Origin of the sequence: Shinella granuli, from assembly GCF_004341885.1 — a bacterium.
GTDB lineage: Bacteria > Pseudomonadota > Alphaproteobacteria > Rhizobiales > Rhizobiaceae > Shinella > Shinella granuli.
The window spans coordinates 163131-182030 of record NZ_SLVX01000011.1 but is presented as its reverse complement, the minus strand read 5'-3'; the positions used below and the strand labels follow the sequence as shown (position 1 = coordinate 182030).

Below are 18900 nucleotides of genomic sequence, written 5' to 3'. Positions count from 1 at the left end.
TCCCGCTGCTCTGCCGCATCGATACCCTCGACGAGGTCACATACATGAACAACGGCGGCATCCTGCAAACCGTCCTCAGAGACCTCGCCGCCTGAGCGATTTCCGCTTGAACGATGAAATGCCGGGGCTTTCGCCCCGGCATTTTCCGTTTTCAGGACCGGAAATCTCCACTATCGGTTTCACTCCATCGTGACTTCCTGTTGAAGCGGCAAGCGCGTATGACGGGCTCAAAAGGCTGGCATTTGCCGGCGCTCCACTGGAATTGATCATGCCGAGACCGCACATACCGCACTGTCTGGCGATCCTGCTGATGTTGGGAGCCGGCATTGACGCTGCCCTTGCCGGAGAAACCGTTCGGCCGAAGGGCGTCGTCGAGCTTTTCACCAGCCAGGGTTGTTCGTCCTGCCCGCCCGCCGACAAGGCGCTGGAGACGCTGGCGCGCGAGGGCGAGGTCGTCGCGCTCTCCTATCATGTCGACTACTGGAACTATCTCGGCTGGGCCGACACGCTCGCTTCCAAGGACAATACCGACCGGCAATATGCCTATGCCCGCATGTTCGGCCGCAACGGCGTCTATACGCCGCAGGCCGTGCTGAACGGCCGTGAGCACATCAACGGCGCCGACATCACCGGCATCCGATCGCGGATCAGCGCGATGCCCGGCGAGAACAAGGGCCTCCAGGTGCCCGTCGACGTCGAGGTGAAGAACGACGAGCTGCGCATTCGCGTTGGCGGCGGCGAAGGCAAGGCCAATATCGTCATCGCCTATTTCGAGCGCGAGCGCACGATCAACATCGAAAAGGGCGAGAACCGCGGCAAGATCGTGAACTACTGGCACGCCGTCACCGACATGGAGACGATCGGCATGTGGGAGGGCAAGGAGACCAACCTGGTGCTGCCCGCCGACATGCTGAAGAAGAAAAAGAAGTCCGGCGGCTGCGCCGTGCTGCTCCAGCGCATGCGCACGGCCGATACGCCCGGCGCCATCCTGGGCGCGACGGTGCTGACGGGCGACAAGGCTTCGCGCTAGGACAACTGCACCCTGTGCAGCGCCTGCAGCGGCCTTGCGGAAACAGCATGGAGAAAAACGAACACCCTGGAGCGCGCGAGCGTTCCAGGGGAGGTCCGGTCCGGCTTCTTCGAGGGGCTTGGGGCTTGAGGGTTCGAAGAAAGACGGACCGGACCTGGACGAAGTCACCGGCAACGGAATACAGGGTGACTTCGGCAGACGCTTCCCGTACCAGCCGCTTCCCGCACAAGGCAGCGGGCCGGTACAAGCTGCGACCGGCGAACTCTCTCCTGTAATTTGGGCGTCTGTTTGTCTGAATTGCGGCGAGACGGATTTTTGCGAGAACGTCCGCCCTGTCCATCCGCCTTGCATTTCGACACCGCTCAGGCACACTGTCACCGAGTCGTCATGGACGAAGCGCGGAGAACCGATGACAGATCAGCCGGATTTGCAGGCTTCCAACGTCGTGGTCGACCTGCTGGATTACCGAAACAGCAGGGCCCCCTTGCCGGTAACCTTCCATCGACGGGAACTCGACGCAATCCTCTGGGTCTATGGCCGCATGGTCGGCGAAGGGGAATGGCGCGACTACGCCATCGACCACCTGCGCGACAGGGCCGTGTTCTCCGTCTTCAAGCGCTCCGGCGAAATGCCGCTCTACCGCATCGAGAAGAACCCGAAGCTCGCCGCCAAGCAGGGTGCCTACAGCGTGATCAACACGCATGGCACCATCCTGAAGCGCGGCCACGAGCTGAAACAGGTGCTGAAGATCTTCGACAAGGTGCTCCGTCTCGTCGAGACGTGAACCGTTACGCCATCGTTCCCGAAAAATCCGTCGCCGACGGCTCGGTTTGCGCACCCTCGCCGAGCGCGCGCTGCATGAAGACCGTGTCGAGCCAGCGCCCGTGCTTGAAGCCGGTCGCCGTCATCCGGCCGCTATGCGCGAAGCCCAAAGCGCTGTGCACGGCGATCGAGGCCGGATGCGCCCCGCCGATGACCGCCACCATCTGCCGGAAGCCGAGCGCCGTGCAGCGGCGGATGAGCTCCGCCAGCAGCGCCTTTCCGACACCCTTGCCGCGCGCTTCCGGCGCCAGATAGACCGAATCCTCGACGAGCCAGCGATAGGCCGGCCGTGTGCGGAAGGCCGACGCATAGGCATAACCGAGGATGAGGCCGGTCTGCTCCACCGCGACGATATAGGGATAGCCCTTGCCGGTGATCGCCTTGAAGCGCGCCTCCATCTCGTCGAGCGACGGCGGATCGATCTCGTAGCTCGCCACCCCGTTCAGCACGGATTCGCGGTAGATTTCGGTGAAGGCGGCGATGTCGCCGAGGGCGGCGGTGCGGATGACGAAGCTCATGGAAGCCTCAGGGTCTCAAAGGCGATTTCGGGAAAAGCAAGCGCTGGTTTTGCGTCCGAAACGGCCTGAAAACAAGAGAAGGATGTGGAATGGAGCCTCCATCCCACATCCTTTCGCGATTCTACGACCCTGCCCCGCCGGTCAGGCGCCGAAGACGACGAGCAGGTCCTTGGCGTCGATCTGATCGCCCGCTTTGACGAGGACCTCCGAGATCGTGCCGTCCTTTTCCGCATGCAGCGCCGTTTCCATCTTCATCGCCTCGATGGAGAGCAGCACGTCGCCGGCCTTGACCTGTTGGCCGGCCGAGACCGAGACCGTCGAGATGACGCCCGGCATCGGCGCGCCGAGATGAGCGGCATTGCCGATGTCGGCCTTGCGGCGCACGGCCGAGGTGGCGGCGCGATTGCGGTCCGGCACCTTGATGAGGCGCGGCTGGCCGTTCAGCTCGAAGAACACCTTCACCATGCCCTGTGCATCCGGCTCGCTTTTCGCCTGGTGCAGGATGACGAGGGAGACGCCCTTCTCCAGTTCCGGCTGAAGCTCCTCGCCGGGGGCAAGGCCGTAGAAATAGGCCGGCGTCGGCAGCACGCTGACCGGGCCGTAGGTATCGGCGGCCAGCGCATAGTCGGTGAAGACCTTCGGATACATGAGATAGGAGGCGAACTCGAAATCGTCGACCTTGCGCTCCAGCTTGTCCTCAATGGCCTTACGCTCGGCATCGAGATCGGCCGGTGGCAGCAGCGAGCCGGGAACGGCCGTATAGGGCTCTTCGCCCTTCAGCGCCTTCTTCTGCAGGCCCGCCGGCCAGCCGCCCGGAGGCTGGCCGAGATCGCCCTTCAGCATCGAGACGACCGATTCCGGGAAGGCGATGTCCTTGGCCGGATTCTCCACGTCGGCAACGGTGAGGTCCTGGCTGACCATCATCAGCGCCATGTCGCCCACCACCTTGGAGGACGGCGTCACCTTGACGATGTCGCCGAACATCTGGTTGGCATCGGCATAGGCCTGGGCGACCTTGTGCCACTTGGTTTCGAGCCCGAGCGAGCGGGCCTGTTCCTTGAGGTTGGTGAACTGGCCGCCCGGCATTTCATGGAGATAGACCTCCGAGGCCGGCCCCTTGAGGTCGCTTTCGAAGGCGGCGTACTGGAAGCGCACGGCCTCCCAGTAGAAGGAGATGCGGCGGATCCATTCGGGATCGAGGCCCGGATCGCGCTCCGACCCCTTCAGCGCCTCGACGATCGAGCCGAGGCAAGGCTGCGACGTGTTGCCCGACAGCGCATCCATCGCCGCATCCACCACGTCGACGCCGGATTCGACGGCGGCGAGCACGGTGGCCGCGGCGATGCCCGACGTATCGTGGGTGTGGAAATGGATCGGCAGGTCGGTGGCTTCACGCAGCGCCTTGAACAGCACGCGGGCGGCGGTGGGCTTCAGGAGGCCCGCCATGTCCTTCAGCGCGATCATGTGCGCACCGGCCTTTTCCAGCTCGCCGGCGAGGTTGGTATAGTACTTGAGATCGTATTTCGGGCGGGCGGAATTGAGGAGGTCGCCCGTGTAGCAGATCGCCGCCTCGCAGATGCGGTTCTCCTCGGCGACGGCGTCCATCGAGACGCGCATGTTGTCGACCCAGTTGAGGCAGTCGAAGACGCGGAAGACGTCGATGCCGCCCTTGGCCGCCTGGCGCACGAAGTACTTCACGACATTATCGGGATAGTTCTTGTAGCCGACGCCGTTTGCCCCGCGCAGCAGCATCTGGAGCAGCAGGTTCGGTGCGTCCTCGCGGATGCGGGCAAGACGATCCCACGGATCTTCCGTCAGGAAGCGCATGGAGACGTCGAAGGTGGCGCCGCCCCAACATTCGAGCGAGAAGAGCTGCGGCAGGGCGCGCGCATAGGTACCGGCGACGCGGGCGATGTCGTGGGTGCGCATGCGGGTTGCCAGCAGAGACTGGTGGCCGTCGCGCATGGTCGTGTCGGTGAGGAGGACGCGGCTTTCGGCGCGCAGCCATTCGGCGAACTTCTTCGGCCCGAGTTCGTCGAGCTTCTGCTTGGTGCCGGCGGGAATGTCGCCCTCGATGAAGGGCACAACGGGCTTGGCGACGTCGGCCGGCGGCTTCGGACGGCCCTTGGCCTCTGGATGGCCGTTGACGGTGACGTCGGCGAGGTAGGTGAGCAGCTTCGTCGCGCGGTCCTGGCGCTTCACCTGCTGGAAGAGTTCCGGCGTCGTGTCGATGAAGCGGGTCGTGTAGCTGTTATCGCGGAATTTCTCGTGGCCGATGATGGCTTCCAGGAAGGTGAGGTTGGTGGCAACGCCGCGGATGCGGAACTCGCGCAGCGCGCGGTCCATGCGGGTGATCGCCTCGACCGGGTTCGGCGCCCAGGCGGTGACCTTGACGAGCAGCGGATCGTAGAAGCGGGTGATGACCGCGCCCGGATAGGCCGTGCCGCCATCAAGGCGGATGCCGAAGCCGGAAGCCGAGCGGTAGCCGGTGATGCGGCCGTAGTCGGGAATGAAGTTCTGTTCCGGGTCTTCCGTGGTGATGCGGCACTGGAGCGCATGGCCGTTGAGGTGGATATCCTCCTGCTTCGGCACGCCCGATTGCGGCGTGCCGATCGCCTCGCCGTCGAGGATGTGGATCTGCGCCTTGACGATGTCGATGCCGGTCACGACCTCCGTGACGGTGTGCTCCACCTGGATGCGCGGGTTGACCTCGATGAAGTAGAATTTTCCCGTGTCGGCATCCATCAGGTACTCGACCGTGCCGGCGCCGATGTAATTCGTCGCGCGGGCGATCTTCAGCGAATAGTCGGCCAGTTCCTGGCGCTGCGCATCCGAAAGATAGGGCGCGGGCGCGCGCTCGACGACCTTCTGGTTGCGGCGCTGGATGGAGCAGTCGCGCTCGAAGAGATGCACGACATTGCCGTGCGTGTCGCCGAGGATCTGGCTTTCGACGTGGCGGGCGCGCTCAACGAGCTTTTCGAGATAGACCTCGTCCTTGCCGAAGGCAGCCTTGGCCTCGCGCTTGGCTTCCGTCACCTCGCGGATCAGGTCCTTCGGATCACGGATGGCGCGCATGCCGCGCCCGCCGCCGCCCCACGAGGCCTTGAGCATGACGGGATAGCCGATCTCGGCGGCGAGGCGATGAATTTCCTTCTCGTCGTCCGGCAGCGGCTCGGTCGCTGGCACGACCGGCACGCCGACGGAAATGGCGAGGTTGCGGGCGGCGACCTTGTTGCCGAGCTGGCGCATCGTATCGGGCCGCGGGCCGATGAAGGTGATGCCGGCCGCATCGCAGGCATCGACGAATTCCGGGCTTTCCGACAAGAGGCCGTAGCCCGGATGGATCGCATCCGCCCCGGAAAGCTTGGCGACACGGATCACCTCGTCGATCGAAAGATAGCTCTCGATGGGGCCGAGATCGCGGGCCAGATGCGAGCCGCGGCCGATCTGGTAGCTCTCGTCCGCCTTGAAGCGGTGCAGCGCCAGTTTGTCCTCTTCCGCCCATATCGCGACCGTTTTGAGCCCCAGTTCATTGGCCGCGCGGAACACGCGGATGGCGATTTCTGAACGGTTGGCGACAAGGATCTTGGAAATGGGCAAGTCGGACTCCTCAATGACTTGGAAGCGGGAAATGCTGCACCCGCGAAGAGGATTATTAGCGGGTAATTTTCAAAGTTCAATTTTGGAGTCGCCATCCGGCGAAAGATTTGCGGCCTGGAGGGCAAGTTCCGCAAAGGTGCACCGGGGCATGGCGCAACGGAATTGCGCAAAACCAGACGGATACAACGTTTTCGCAAAGACCGGGTGAGCCGCGGCGGCTCAGGAGACGAGCCCCAGCCGGAAGGCGATGGCGATGGCGTGGTGCCGGTTGCGCGCGCCGAGCTTTTTCTGGATGCCGTTCATGTACCAGTCCACCGTATGGCTGGAAATGCCGAGAACCCGGCCGATGTCATGGGAGGTCATGCCTTCGGCCAGGAGGCTGAGCGCCTCCATCTCGCGGCGTGTCAATTCCACGTCCACGATGGCGGAAAGGCGGGCGCCGGCCTCCGGATCGGCGGCATGGATGAGCTTCCAGTAGAGCCGCCGCGCGATGCCGTCGAACAGGCCGACTTCCACGCTTTCCAGGTCAATCGGCTTGCCGCCGAGGCTGAGGCTGCCGAGAAGTCCCCGACGACCGTGGACGGGGAACACGTATCCATCCTCCAGCCCGTTCTGCCGCGCGTCCACCATCATGCGCTCCATGCGCTTGCGGTGCGGGCTGAGGCGGAAGGCGCCGAGCGTGTCGCGCCAGCGGAAGCCCGCCTGCGCATGGCCGAGATAGCGCATCGTCGGATCGACCTGCATGTAGCGCTTGCGCAGGTAGGTTTCGAGCCAGCCCTTGGGCCAATGGCCGGCAAGCAGCAGGCTCGGCGGGTCTTCCGCCGGCTTCGGCGCCTGGAGGAGGCCGTAGTAATCGAACCCGTACAACTTGATAAGACGCTCGAACTCGGCCGTGGTTTCCTCCCGGCCGCGCAACTCGTCGATCAGTGCAAGAAACTGCACCAGCAAGTTGATCTTCATGTGCCCCGCGCTTGAATAGCTTTGTTAACCAACTGATAAAGCTGAACCCGGCCGCAATCGGCCCAAGCGCCCCATTCATTGTCCCCATCTGACAGATGGCAGGAAGGCGGAGCGAAAATCAATCGCTTTGCACGCATGGCAGGCCTGAAATCGCATAATCACGCAAGATTTCAGCCGAGTCATGAAATTTGCTTGGCCGGGGAGAACTTTTGCCCCTTCCGCTGATTAATAGGCTGAGCCAAGGGACGGAAGGTGCCAATGCTGCACCGCATAACAGGTATTGCCGGAAAGGCCCGCATTCGTGTCTTTGTTTCAGGTTTATGCAAGAGCCCTCAGCTATCTCGGGGTCTACAAGATCCGCGTCGGTTCGGTCGTCGCCGCCAACATCGTGCTCGCGGTGATAACCATTGCCGAGCCGGTCCTGTTCGGCCGCATCATCGATGCCATTTCCACCAAGGGCGACGTGACGCCCATGCTTCTCCTGTGGGCGGGCTTCGGCCTGTTCAACACGATCGCCTTCGTGCTCGTCGCGCGCGAGGCCGACCGGCTGGCGCATGGCCGGCGGGCGAGCCTGCTGACGGAAGCCTTCGGCCGCATCATCTCCATGCCGCTCGCCTGGCATAGCCAGCGCGGCACCTCCAATGCGCTGCACACGCTGTTGCGCGCCTGCGAGACGCTGTTCGGCCTCTGGCTCGAATTCATGCGCACGCACCTCGCCACCGCCGTCGCGCTCGTCCTGCTCATTCCCACGGCGTTTGCGATGGACTATCGTCTCTCGCTGGTGCTCTTGGTGCTCGGCGTTGCCTATGTCATCATCGGCAAGGTGGTGATGAACCGCACCCGCGAAGGCCAGGCCTCGGTCGAGAACCACTATCACACCGTCTTCGCCCATGTGTCGGACTCGATCAGCAACGTCTCGGTCGTGCACAGCTACAACCGCATCGAAGCCGAAACGCGGGAGCTGAAGCGCTTTGCCGAGCGGCTGATCAATGCGCAGTATCCGGTGCTCGACTGGTGGGCGCTGGCGAGCGCGCTGAACCGCATCGCCTCGACGATCTCGATGATGACCATCCTCGTCATCGGTACGGTTCTGGTGCAGCGGGGTGAAATCAAGGTGGGCGACGTCATCGCCTTCATCGGCTTCGCAGGCCTGCTCATCGGCCGCCTCGACCAGATGAAGGCCTTCGCCACGCAGATCTTCGAGGCGCGCGCCAAGCTGGAGGACTTCTTCACGCTGGAAGACGCCGTCAAGGAGCGCGAGGAACCGACGGGCGCCGGCGATCTCGGCGAGGTCAAGGGCAAGGTCGAATACCGCAACGTCAATTTCGACTTCGCCAATGCCACCCAGGGCGTCAGCGACGTCTCCTTCACGGTGGAGGCAGGCCAGACCGTCGCCATCGTCGGTCCGACCGGCGCCGGCAAGACGACGCTCGTCAACCTGCTGCAGCGCGTCTACGAGCCGAAGTCCGGCCAGATCCTCATCGACGGCGTCGACATCTCGACGGTGACGCGCAAGTCGTTGCGTCGCTCGATCGCCACCGTGTTCCAGGATGCGGGCCTGCTCAACCGCTCGATCTCCGACAATATCCGCCTGGGCCGCGAAGGCGCCACGCAGGCGGAAATCGAGGCGGCGGCGGAAGCGGCCGCGGCGGGCGACTTCATCGCCTCGCGCCAGGGCGGCTACGAGACCCATGTCGGCGAGCGCGGCAACCGCCTGTCGGGTGGCGAGCGCCAGCGCATCGCCATTGCCCGCGCCATCCTCAAGAACGCGCCGATCCTCGTGCTCGACGAGGCGACCAGCGCGCTCGACGTGGAGACCGAAGCGCGCGTGAAGACGGCAATCGATCAGCTCCGGCGCAACCGCACGACCTTCATCATCGCGCATCGCCTGTCGACCGTCCGCGAGGCCGACCTCGTCGTCTTCATGGATCACGGCAGGATCGCCGAGATGGGCACGTTCAACGATCTCAGCCAGAGCAACGGCCGCTTCGCCGCCCTGCTGCGCGCCAGCGGCATCCTGACCGACGACGACGTGCGCAAGAGCCACACCGCCGCCTGATCGGCGTCGTCACCGCGGAGCATCGCTCCCCTTGACCGGCAGGGCCCCAAGGCCCTGCCGTCTTGCATTCTGGGCGATGACGGCGGCCTGCCAGTCGAGGTAGCGTGCATAGGCGAAGTGCAGCACGATGCCGAGCAAGACATAGAGCGTGCCGATAAGGGGGTTCTTGCCCGTAACGAACATCATCACCTGCCCCGCCATGGCGAGGATCGTGCCGAAGATGAAGACGGCGAGCGAATGCCGCCCGATCGCGACGAGCGGGTGGGAGAGCGGCAGCGCGGCCCAGTTCGAGAGGACCGGGATCGTCGCCACGAGATAGGCCCCCGCCAGCACATGCAGGAGCCGGGTCGTCGAGAGGAACGTCTTGTCGAAGCCCGTCAGCACCGCCGGCAGGCCGTAGGAAAAGTCGATGCTCCACCAGGAGAACACGACCCAGAGCATCGTGACGACGAGATAGGCCGCCGAAAGCGCGAGCAGGACCGGATTGCGCGCAATCCCCTTTTTCCTCGCCCGCAGCACGCCGACGAAGCCGATGACGAACAGGAACTGCCAGGACAGCGGATTGAGGAACCAGTAGCCGTCGTCCAGGAAGTTCGACGGCGCGATGTGCCAGACGCCCGCGCAGAGCCAGAGCGTGCCGGACACGGCGAGCAGCAGCATGGCGCTGCGCCGGTAGAGCCAGAGAAAGCCGGGCAGCATCAGGAAGACGACGGCATACATGGACAGGATGTTGTTGTAGCCGAACTGATGGCCGAGCAGCACCATGCTGACGACGCCCTGTTCCGTACGGTCGACGACGGCGCGCAGGTTGATCTCCGAGAGCAGATCCGGCCGGTCGAACCACAGTGCCCCGCCGGCAAAGATCGCGAAGGTGACGATGCTCGTCATGATATGGGCGACATAGAGCGTGAGAGCCCGGCGCAGGATGCGCAGCGTCACCGCAAGGCGTTCGCCGATGGCGAAGCGCGATCCATAGGCGAGCCCCACGGACATGCCGGAAATCAGCACGAACGCTTCCGCCGAATCGGAAAAGCCGAAATTCTTGTGCGTGAGGTGTTCCAGATACTGGCCGGGAACGTGGTTGACGAAGATCGTCAGGAGGGCAAGGGCCCGGAAGACGTCGAGGCGCGTGTCGCGTTGCCGCGGCACGGCGCCTGTCGGTCCAAATTTGTCTGTCATGATGCTCTGATCCACATGGCGTGGATCAGAGCAAATAGCCCTCGTTTGAAGATTTGATGACAGAGCCGTTCACACATGTCTGCCATCCACCGTCGCCGGCCCGCTCGACGCGGATCGACAGTTTCCTGCCGTCGAGATCGAGCGTCGCCTCGTAGCCGCTCCATGCCGCTGGCAGCGCCGGATTGACGAAGAGGCGACCGCCTTCCTTTCGGATGCCGAGAATGCCTTCCACCGCCGCGCGGTAGAGCCAGCCGGCCGAGCCCGTATACCAGGACCAGCCGCCGCGCCCCGTGCGCTCGCCCTCGCCATAGACATCTGCGGCGACGACATAGGGTTCCACGCGGTAGAGTTCGGCCGCGTCCGGGCTCAATGCATGGTTGACGGGGTTGAGGATGCTGAAGCAGGTCCATGCATCCTCCGCCCGGCCGAGGCGGGCGAGCGCCAGCACGACCCAGGTCGCTGCATGGGTATATTGCCCGCCGTTCTCCCGCACGCCCGGCGGATAGGCTTTTATATAGCCGGGGTCCTGCGGCGTCTCGACGAAGGGCGGGGTGAACAGACGGATGACGCCGTTCTCCCGGTCGACGAGGTTTTCCATGACCGCATCCATCGCCTGGCGCGACCGCTCCGCATCGCCGATGCCGGACAGCACGCTCCAGCTCTGCGCGATCGAATCGATCCGGCATTCGGCGTTTTCCGCCGAACCAATCGGCGTGCCGTCGTCGAACGTGCCGCGGCGATAGTAGCCGCCGTCCCAGCCCGCCGTTTCCAGCGCCACCTTGAGGCGGCCGAGATGTTCCTGCCAGAGGTCGGCGCGGGGGTGATCGCCGCGCTCGCGGGCGACGGGGATGAAGCCGGAGAGCGTGCCCGCCAGGAACCAGCCGAGCCAGACGCTCGTGCCCCGGCCCGCCTCGCCGACACGGTTCATGCCGTCGTTCCAGTCGCCGCCGAGGATGAGCGGCAGGCCGTTCTCCCCGGTGCGGCGGAGCGCAAGATCGAGCGCGCGGGCGCAATGCTCGTAGAGCGATGCTTCCTGCGCGGAGCGCTCCGGCGTGTAGAAGGCGTCGTGCTGCCCCTCGACGAGCGACGCGCCTTCGATGAAGGCGAGCGTTTCATCGAGGATCGCCCGGTCGCCGGTGGTGCGGCAATAATAGTCCACCGCATGGGCGAGCCACACCACATCGTCGGAGATCAGGGTGCGCACGCCGGCCCCGCTGTCGGGCAGCCACCAATGCTGCACGTCGCCCTCGACGAACTGGCGCGAGGCCGCATTGAGGATCTGCCCCCGGGCAAGCTCCGGACGATGCAGGATGAAGGCGAGCGTATCCTGCAACTGGTCGCGGAAGCCAAAGGCCCCGCTCGCCTGGTAGAAGGCCGAGCGCGCCTGGATGCGGCAGCCGAGCGCCTGATAGGGCAGCCAGTCGTTGACCATGCGGTCGAGCGCGGCATCCGGCGTCTTGACCTGCAACGTGCCGGTAAAATCGCTCCAATAGGCACGGACGGCGGCCATGACGGCGTCGAAATCGGCTTGGCGGCTCTTCTCGGCGAGCGTCCGGGCGCTCTCCGCATCGGCCGTATCGCCGAGCACGAAGAGGAGTTCCCGCTTTTCGCCCGGCTTCAGGACGATCTCGACGGCGAGGGCCGCGCAGGGATCGCCGATGCCCTCGGCCGAGCCCGAAAGCGCCTGCCCAGCCGCAACGGCGGCCGGCAACACGATATCGCCGCCGCGGCCGATGAATTCGCGGCGCCTGGCGGTAAAGCCCGCCACCGGCTCGTCGACGGCGAAGAAGCTGGTCCGGCCGGAAAAGTCGAAGCTGTAGGGATTGGTGGCGAAGAGCGCACCGCTCTCCTCGTCATGGCTGGTCAAAACGAAGGGCGCGGTTTTCGCCGGATTGTTGCCGAGCACCCATTCGACATAGCCGTAGACCGTCAGGCTGCGTTCCGTCTCGCCGGTGTTTTTCAGGACGAGACGGGAATATTTGACCGGCTCTTCCGGGTCGACCGTCTGCACGAGGTCGAGCTCGATACCGTCCTCCCAGCTACGGAAGGCGGAATAGCCGAGGCCGTGCCAGGCCTCGAACTTGACCGACTTCTTGCGCGAGAGGGCGGCGAAGGGCGCGATGACGGCGCCGCTCTCGCGATCCCGCACGTAAAACGCTTCACCCGGCCGGTTGATGACCGGATCATTCGTCCAGTGCGTCAGCTGGAAGTCGCGCGAATTGCGGCTCCAGGTGTAGCTTGCGCCTTCCGCCGAGACGTGGAAGCCGAAATGCGGGTTGGCGATGACGTTGATCCACGGCTGGGGCGTCGCCTCGCCGCCGCGAAGCCGCACGGCATATTCCCGGCGCTCCTCGTTGAAACCGCCGAAACCGTTCCAGAAGGTGAGACCCTTGCCGTCGATCTCCACCGGTTCGCCAACGAGAGCAGGCAGTTTCGGCGCGGGCGCCGGCGTCGTCTCGGTCTTTGCCTCCTCCTCCCCGCGGGGCGTCGCGAAGAGGGAGACCGTGCGGGCGATCTGGTCGGAGAGCGTGCCGTTGCGGGCGTGGAAGACCGCGCGGGCCGTCGCCAGCAACGCCTGCCAGGTGGTGACGTCCATCAGGTCGCGGCGCACCGTGAAGACATGCTGGCGCGCGCCGTCGGACTGGCTGCGGATGCGCAGGTTCTCGCACATATGGTCGAGCGTGTGCTGCATGTCCTGCGCATAGGAGGCGGCGCGCTCGTTGAGGATGACGAGGTCGGCGATGACGCCGCGATGGCGCAGGTAATCCTGCGCGCGCAGCGCCTCGCGGGCGACTTCCACGTCGATCTCGTCATTGATGCGCAGCACGAAGATCGGGAAATCGCCCGAGATCGCCAGCGGCCAGAGCGCCGACTGGGCGGTGAGGCCGTTCTCGATCGTGCCGGTGTCGGCGCGCAGGTGCATGTCCGGATAGGTGAGGTAGCGGCCGAGCATCTGGAAGCTCGCCGCCTCCTGCGAGGTGACGCCGACATGGCGCATATGCACCTGCGAGCGCGTCCAGGCATGGATCATCTCGTGGTTGAAGCTGTCCGGGTGGCGGTAGCGGTCGATGGCGGCGTCCACCTCCGCACGGCTCGGCGCGGCAATGGTCCAGAAGATGACCTTGACCTTCTTGCCCGCCGGCACGCGCACGACGCGGCGCAGCGCCATGACCGGATCGAGCGTGAAGCCGTCCGTGCCGGAAAGCTGCGCGCCCGGATCGAAGGCGGCGGCATTGGTCAGCGCGCGGCCGCGGCCGATGAAGCGGCGACGGTCCGTCTCGACCTCGGTGCGGCGCGAAGGCCCGGCATTGTCCACGATGAGGTGGGCGATCGCCATGTCCGGCTCGTTCGGATTGCGCTTCTGCCGCTCGGCGCGGATGACGTCGCCGCGCTTGCCGATCTCCGTCCGGATGAACATCTTCGAGAACATTGGGTGGGCATTGTCGGCCTCGTCCGTCGAGATGACGGGCTCCATATAGGAGGTCACCTCGATGAAGCGGTCTTCCGGCCCTGTGTTGAGCAGCGTCAGGCGGCGGCCTTCCGCATCGTGCTCGGTGGCGACGATGCATTCGACCTCGCTGGTCAGCGTGCCGACGGTCTTGATGAATTCCGCCTTGTCGTCGCCGAACTGGGTCTTCGTCACCTCGCCTTCCGCACGCTTCGGCTCGGCGGTAGCGGACCACCAGTCGTTCGTCGCCGTATCGCGCAGGAAGATGAAGGAGCCCCAGCGGTCTTCCGTCGGATCGGGCTTCCAGCGCGTGACGGACTGGCCGTTCCAGCGCGAATAGCCGGCACCGGTCGCCGTCAGCATCACGGCATAGTGGCCGTTCGACAGGAAGACCGTCTCGCGCTCCTTCAAGAAGGGTTCCTTGATGATGCGGATTTCCGGGCGCAGCAGGTCGGCCTGGGTGCTGCCGACGGTCTCCGGCTCACGCTTGGCGTTGATGACCGGAATGTCGCGCGGCGCCTTCTCCTGCAGGAGCAGCTCGGCCGCCTCGATGACGGGATCGGCGTGGAAACGCTCGCGCAGCGCACCGTTGAAGACGACGTTGGCGACCGCGGCGATCGACATGCCGTGATGGTGCGCCATGTAGTTGCGCACCACGGCGCAGGTCTTGCCCTCCGGCACGCGGGTCGGCGTGAAGTCCACGGCATCGTGGAAGCCGTAGACGCCGAGCGCGCCGAGTTTTCTCAGACGTTCGAGGTTTTCCAGCGCCGCCTTGGGGGCATATTGCGTCGCCAACAGCGAGGCATAGGGCGCGATGACGGCATTCTGGCCGAGACCGCGTTTCAGGCCGAGCGTCGGCACGCCGAAATTGGTGTACTGATAGGTCAGCTCGTGGTCGCGAGCGTTGAAAGCCGCTTCCGAAATGCCCCAGGGCGTCCCGAGGCGGCGTCCGTGGTTCATCTGCTCGACGACGACGAGGTTGTTGGTCTGGTTCAGGATGCCGCCCTGGCGCTCCTGCATGACGAGCGGCGGCATCAGGTATTCGAACATCGAGCCGGACCAGGAGACCAGCGCGCCGCGCGAGCCGACCGGCACGACCGGGCGACCGAGCTTGTACCAGTGTTCTGTCGGAAGGTCGCCCTTGGCGATGGCGAAAAGGCTCGTCAGGCGGGCTTCCGAAGCGAGCAGGTCGTAGCAGGCCTCGTCCAGTTCATTGGTCTCGACGCGGTAGCCGATCGAGAGCAGGCGGCGTTCCGGGCGGAAGAGAAAGCCGAAATCCATCGAGAAGGCGATGTCGCGCGCGCGGTCGCGCAGCACGACGAGGCGCTCGCGCAGGCCCTCGATGCTGCCGAGGTCGAAGACGCTGTCGGCGATATGCGCCTCACAGGTCGCAACCAGCGCGCCGGCCCATCTGGCGAGCTCCCCGCTTTCGGCCGACTTGATCTCGTGGTCGAGGTTGACGATCAGCTTGTTGACGTCACGCGCCAGCACCGCGAGGTTGATGACGCGGATGGAGGCGAATTCGTGCTCGCGCTTGACGGCGGCGAGCGCATTGTGGAAGCCGGCGATGCGCTCCTCGATGAGGCGGCGCAGGGGGCGCACGGTCTTGCGGTCGTCGGGAAGCTGCTTCAGCGTCTCGGAAAGGATCGAGGCGACGTCGCCGATGCCGTCGAGGCTGCCCTGGAGATGGGCCGAGGGTGCCTCCGCCCATTCACGGCACATGGAGGAGACGGCGATGAGATGGCCGGCAAGGTTGCCGCTGTCGACCGCCGAGACATAGCGCGGGCCCAGCGTTTCCAGCGTATTGGTGCGATACCAGTTGTAGAGGTGGCCGCGATATTTCGGCATGCCGTCGATGGTGGCGATGGTCTGTTCGAGACGGCGAACCGTCTCCTCAAAGCTGATCCAGCCGAAATCACGGGCGGAAATCACCGAAAGCAGGTAGACGCCGATATTGGTCGGCGAGGTGCGCTCGGCGAGCACCGGCTGCGGCGTTTCCTGGAAATTGTCCGGCGGCAGGTAATGCTGCTCGGCGGTGACGAAGGTTTCGAAATAGCGCCAGGTGCGGCGCGCGATCTTGCGCAGTTCCGTCGCGACATGGTCGGAGACGACGAGCTGGTCCTCGGTCTCGGCCGTCTGGCTGACATACCAGGCAATGGCCGGCGAGAGCGCCCAGACGAGGGCGAAGGGAATTCCGATGAAAGGCAAGCCCGTCTTCGAGACCATGGCGAGCGCCACGGAGAGCGCGGCGAGCGCCGGGGCCTGCCACATCGATTTGTAATGGGCGAGAATGCCGCCGCGCGCGGCGCTGTCGGCCTGCGCGGCCGTGCGCCATTCCAGCATCAGCTTGCGGCTGACAATGGTGCGGTAGAGCGAGCGGACGATCGCATCGGCCATCAGGGCCGCCGAATGGGCGATGAAGGCGATGCGCAGCGCGACCTGGGCATTGGCCGCGCGGATATCCGAGATGACCCGGTGCACATGGGCACGCGCGACGATGTCGTTGCGGCGCGGCATGATGCCGGAAATCAGCGAGAGCGTCGGGGCGACGAAGAGCAGGAAGATCAGCACGAGCTGCCAGATCAGCGCCTGGCGCGGCTCCATGTAGTACCAGCCCATGACGGAGGCGACGAGCCAGCCCACGGGGATGAGGCTGCGGCGCAGGTTGTCGTACATCTTCCAGCGGCCGAGCATGGAAATGCCGCTCGACGGGCCGAAGATATAGGGGATGAGCTGCCAGTCGCCGCGCGCCCAGCGATGCTGGCGCGAGGTTTCGGTGCCGTAGCGCGTCGGGAAGTCCTCGACCAGCTCGACATCCGTCACCAGCGCGCAATGGGCGAGCGAGCCTTCGAGCAGGTCGTGGCTGAGGACGGAATTCTCCTCGATCCGGCCCTTCACCGCCGTCTCGAAGGCATCGACATGGTAGAGGCCCTTGCCGGTGAACGTGCCTTCCCCGACGAAATCCTGGTAGACGTCGGAGACCGTGAAGACATAGGGGTCGATGCCGCGGTCGGCGGAGAAGATGCGCTGGAAGGTCGAGGCTTCCTTGCCCGTCGTCAGCGAGGGGGTGACGCGCGGCTGCAGGATGCTGTAGCCGGCTATGACCTCGCCCTTTTCCGCGTCGATCACCGGGCGGTTGATCGGGTGGTGCAGCTTGCCGACGAGCTTCGTCACCGCATCGCGCATCAGGCGTGTGTCGGAATCGAGCGTCATGACGTATTTCACGTCCGCCGGCACGATGTTGGCGCCCGGCAGGAAGGTGGTGTCGCCGTCGCCGCGCAAGAGCAGATTCAGCTCGTGCAGCTTGCCGCGCTTGCGCTCCCAGCCCATCCAGCAGCCTTCGGAGGGATTGTAGAGGCGGCGGCGGTGTAGCAGGTAGAAACGCGTCCGGCCGTCATAGGCGTAGCGCGCGGAGAGTGTCGCGATCTCGCGCTTGGCGTAGTCGAGCACGTCGAGGTCGGCCGGAGATTCCTCCACCTGGCTGTCGGCCCAGTCGCTGAGCAGCGCGAAATAGATCTCGCCGCGCGGATTGGCGAGGTAGTGCACTTCGAGATTGCGCACCAATTCGTCGACATGGTCGCGCTTGGAGATCAGACAGGGCACGACGACGAGCGTGCGCGCATCCTCGGGAATGCCGTCCTTGAACTCGTAGCCGACGAGGCGCGAGGGCGTGACGAAGAAGGTGACGAGCGTGTTGAACAGACCCGTCGCCCCCTCCGAAGCGGGCAGGGCGAAAAGCACCAGCATGATCAGCCAGGCGCCATCCGGGATATCGAGCTGGTCGAGGAAATAATAGACCGCGATCATCGCCATGAGCGTCAGCAGGATGTTCGGACCGGCGATGGCGAACCAGTCGAGCTTGCGGCCGAAGCGCACGATGCGCTGGACGATCGACGGGCGGTAGCCGATGCGCTTTTCGAGCAGCTTGCGCTTCTTGCCGACGAGGAAGGCCGCGACATTGGCCTCGTAGTCGGGGTCTTCCGCGTGGGCGGCAGCATCTTCCGCCGTCATCGCCAGCGCCGTCTCGGTCACCTCCAGCTCGGTCTTGCCGGAGCGGCGGGCGAAACGCTCGATCGTGTTTCGGTACTTGTTGCGCGAGCCGAAATCGAGGTCGCTGTAGTCGGATCCCTGGCGCAGCGCCTCGTCGAGGCGGCTGACGCTCTCGAACCAGACGGGCCATTCCGTGTCGTCCACCGCACGCAGGCTCTTGATGAGCGAGCTCATCGTCACATTGCCGGAGGACAGGCGGTTGTTCTCCGCGACGATCAGCTCTTCGAGGTCGCTGCCGCGGCTCTCGATCTTGCGCTCCAGCCACTGGATCACCGCGCCGGAGGCCGTCAGGCCATCGCGCAGGCGATAGAGGAGCTGAATGACGAAGGTGTTGTCGTCGATGAAGCTCTCCAGCGACTGGAGATGCGCGATGGACTTTTCCGGATCGTTGAGGCGGATCAGCTCATCGGCCACCTCGTTGGCCTTGAAGCGCATTTTCCGTGAACGCTCGACGCGGCTGGAAATGCGGCGGAGGTTTTCGAGCAGCACGAAGCGGATGAAGGAGGGCAGCGCCCAGAGTTCGCCGATCTTCAGCGCGTCGACCTTCTGGAACCCCTGGACGAAGGCCGTCAGGCCCTCGTGCGAGACGCCGCTATGGGTATGCGCGACATAGAGCCAGGCGAGCGCCAGCGTGCGCGGCATCACCTGCCCTTCGACCTCGATGGTCGGAAGCTGGCGATAGAAGCGGCGCGGGAAATCGCGGCGGACCTCCTGGATCGCCTCTTCGACGACATAGTAGTTGTCGAGCAGCCATTCGGCCGCCGGCGTGATCTGGGCGCCCGCCTCGACATCCTTGGCCGTCGCGCGATAGACGCGGAAGATTTCCTTCTCGTTTTCCTTGTGCCGGGCGCGGAACTCGAAGGGCTGGAAGCCGGGCAACGGCGCGCTCTTGTCGCGCGCCAGGGCCTCACCGCATTCGGCCAGCTCTTCCAGCGTCAGATAGGTGGCGCGGATCGAATCGTTATAGTCGATCTGCTTGGCGTCAGCATCGCGCGAGGCGGCTTGCGGCGTATTGTGAAGGGGCATGTTTCTGATTCTGGATCCGGCCATGTTGAACCATCCGGCAACGGCCTTTGTGCCGAACGGTTTCTTGCGGACAGGCTTCATCTCGGTGCCGCGATCAGCCATGCGACCAAGCAGCGCCCCGACGGCGCGGATGGGGTGGACATGGCTCAGGCGACACGCTGGTAGGCATCCTGGCCGCGTGGTGCATGAAAACGGCATTTTTTAGCCG

The 18900-nt window shown here is 64.8% G+C and carries 8 protein-coding genes; 3 read left to right on the top strand and 5 right to left on the bottom strand.

All coding sequences use genetic code 11. The annotated features are described in order from the left end of the window. Positions 1-265 precede the first annotated feature (265 nt). Positions 266-1030 (top strand): DUF1223 domain-containing protein, encoded by a 765-nt coding sequence (locus EV665_RS18305; RefSeq protein WP_380686620.1) that lies wholly within the window; start codon positions 266-268, stop codon positions 1028-1030. Between the two features lie 409 nt (positions 1031-1439). Next, complete coding sequence (locus EV665_RS18300) at positions 1440-1814, top strand: DUF2794 domain-containing protein (RefSeq protein ID WP_133035187.1); 375 nt, start codon at positions 1440-1442, stop codon at positions 1812-1814. A gap of 4 nt (positions 1815-1818) precedes the next feature. On the opposite strand, the gene EV665_RS18295 is transcribed toward EV665_RS18300, so the two are convergent. The 3 genes from EV665_RS18295 to EV665_RS18285 form a co-directional block, all read right to left on the bottom strand. Next, on the bottom strand, positions 1819-2370 hold the full coding sequence (locus tag EV665_RS18295) for a GNAT family N-acetyltransferase (protein ID WP_133035186.1): 552 nt from the start codon (positions 2368-2370) through the stop codon (positions 1819-1821). Positions 2371-2511: 141 nt separating this feature from the next. Further along, positions 2512-5970, bottom strand: coding sequence for a pyruvate carboxylase (pyc, locus tag EV665_RS18290; RefSeq protein WP_133035185.1), 3459 nt, complete (start codon positions 5968-5970; stop codon positions 2512-2514). 219 nt (positions 5971-6189) lie between these two features. Continuing rightward, positions 6190-6930, bottom strand: coding sequence for a LuxR family transcriptional regulator (locus tag EV665_RS18285; protein WP_133035184.1), 741 nt, complete (start codon positions 6928-6930; stop codon positions 6190-6192). Between the two features lie 301 nt (positions 6931-7231). Between EV665_RS18285 and EV665_RS18280 the strand changes: the two genes are divergently transcribed. Further along, positions 7232-8989 carry a glucan ABC transporter ATP-binding protein/ permease gene (locus EV665_RS18280; protein ID WP_133035183.1) on the top strand — a complete coding sequence of 586 codons (1758 nt, stop codon included), beginning with the start codon at positions 7232-7234 and terminating at the stop codon, positions 8987-8989. 9 nt (positions 8990-8998) lie between these two features. Here the strand turns inward: EV665_RS18280 and EV665_RS18275 are convergent, their stop codons facing one another. Further along, positions 8999-10168, bottom strand: a complete 1170-nt coding sequence (locus EV665_RS18275) for an OpgC family protein (protein WP_084438180.1) — start codon at positions 10166-10168, stop codon at positions 8999-9001. A 25-nt stretch (positions 10169-10193) separates the two neighbouring features. After that, positions 10194-18692, bottom strand: coding sequence for a glycoside hydrolase family 94 protein (locus tag EV665_RS18270; RefSeq protein WP_380686605.1), 8499 nt, complete (start codon positions 18690-18692; stop codon positions 10194-10196). Positions 18693-18900: the final 208 nt, after the last annotated feature.